Origin of the sequence: Neobacillus fumarioli NBRC 102428 (assembly GCF_001591485.1) — a bacterium.
GTDB classification, from domain to species: Bacteria; Bacillota; Bacilli; order Bacillales; family Cytobacillaceae; genus Neobacillus; species Neobacillus fumarioli.
The window spans coordinates 1-1,282 of the sequence record NZ_BCUZ01000241.1 but is presented as its reverse complement, the minus strand read 5'-3'; the positions used below and the strand labels follow the sequence as shown (position 1 = coordinate 1,282).

At 41.9% G+C, this 1,282-nt stretch carries 1 protein-coding gene; it reads left to right on the top strand.

Annotation, left to right across the window (positions count from 1 at the left end; genetic code table 11):
- Positions 1-468: 468 nt before the first annotated feature.
- A partial coding sequence (ltrA, locus tag BFU02S_RS15880; protein WP_084361168.1) for a group II intron reverse transcriptase/maturase occupies positions 469-1,282 on the top strand: 814 nt, incomplete at its 3' end.

Here is a 1,282-nt window from a genome sequence, read left to right as displayed (position 1 = left end):
GCGGAATCTGAAGGAAGCGGGCGGCAAACTTCCGGTCTGAGGAACACGAACTTCATACAAGGCTAGGTATCATTGGATGAGTTTGCCAAACAAAACAAAGTCCTTTCTGCCGAAGGTGATGCAGAGTAAATGAAGCAGATAGATGGAAGGCAAGATTGCACTCTTACCCGGGGAGGTCTGGTTGATACGCCAAGTACACTTGGTAACCTATCTAGTAATGGATAGCTGAACAATCAGAAGTCAGCCGAAGTCGTAGTACTTGATTCGCTCGAGAGAATCAAGGAAGGACTGAACCATTATAGGAGAACAAACACTCGGCAAACGATTCTTTATGTATGAAAGCAGAAAATTCCTACGGAACCTACCTGAAAGGAAGAAATGGTGAATTCCATGGGGGACTTCGGGAGGGCTTAGTAAAGAATCCACTTAATGAGAATGTATTGTTCACGTAGAAAGGATAAAATCTCAATGTTAATGGAACGAATGTTGTCACGGGAAAATCTTCTATTGGCATTAAAGCGAGTAGAAAGAAACAAAGGAAGTCATGGAGTAGACAATATGTCCGTAAAAGACCTACGAAGACATATTCTCGAAACATGGGATACACTTAAAACATCCTTAATGGAAGGTACTTATCAACCTTCTCCTGTCCGACGGGTTGAAATCCCAAAACCGAACGGTGGAGTAAGGTTATTAGGCATTCCAACCGTGACAGACCGTTTCATTCAACAGGCGATTACTCAGATTTTAACCCCTATCTTCGACCCAACCTTTTCAGCACAGAGCTATGGCTTTCGACCAAACAAACGGGGTCATGATGGTGTTAGACAAGCAAAGAAATATATCGAAGAGGGATACCGATGGGTAGTCGACATGGACTTGGAGAAATTCTTTGATAAGGTCAATCATGATCGATTAATGCGGACTCTATCCAAAAGGATTCAAGACCGAACACTCCTATCACTAATTCGGAAGTACCTACAGTCCGGCATTATGATTAATGGATTGATGACAAAATCCGAAGAGGGTACACCCCAAGGCGGACCATTAAGTCCTTTACTCTCCAATATCGTTTTAGATGAACTAGACAAAGAGTTAGAAAAGAGAGGGCACAAGTTCGTCCGATACGCAGATGATTGTAATATCTACGTAAAATCAAAAAGAGCCGGAGAACGAGTAATGGTTTCTATGACTACTTTCATTGAATCTACTCTAAAACTAAAGGTGAATCGAGAAAAGTCATCCGTAGACAGACCTTGGAAAAGAAAGTTTCTTGGTTTTA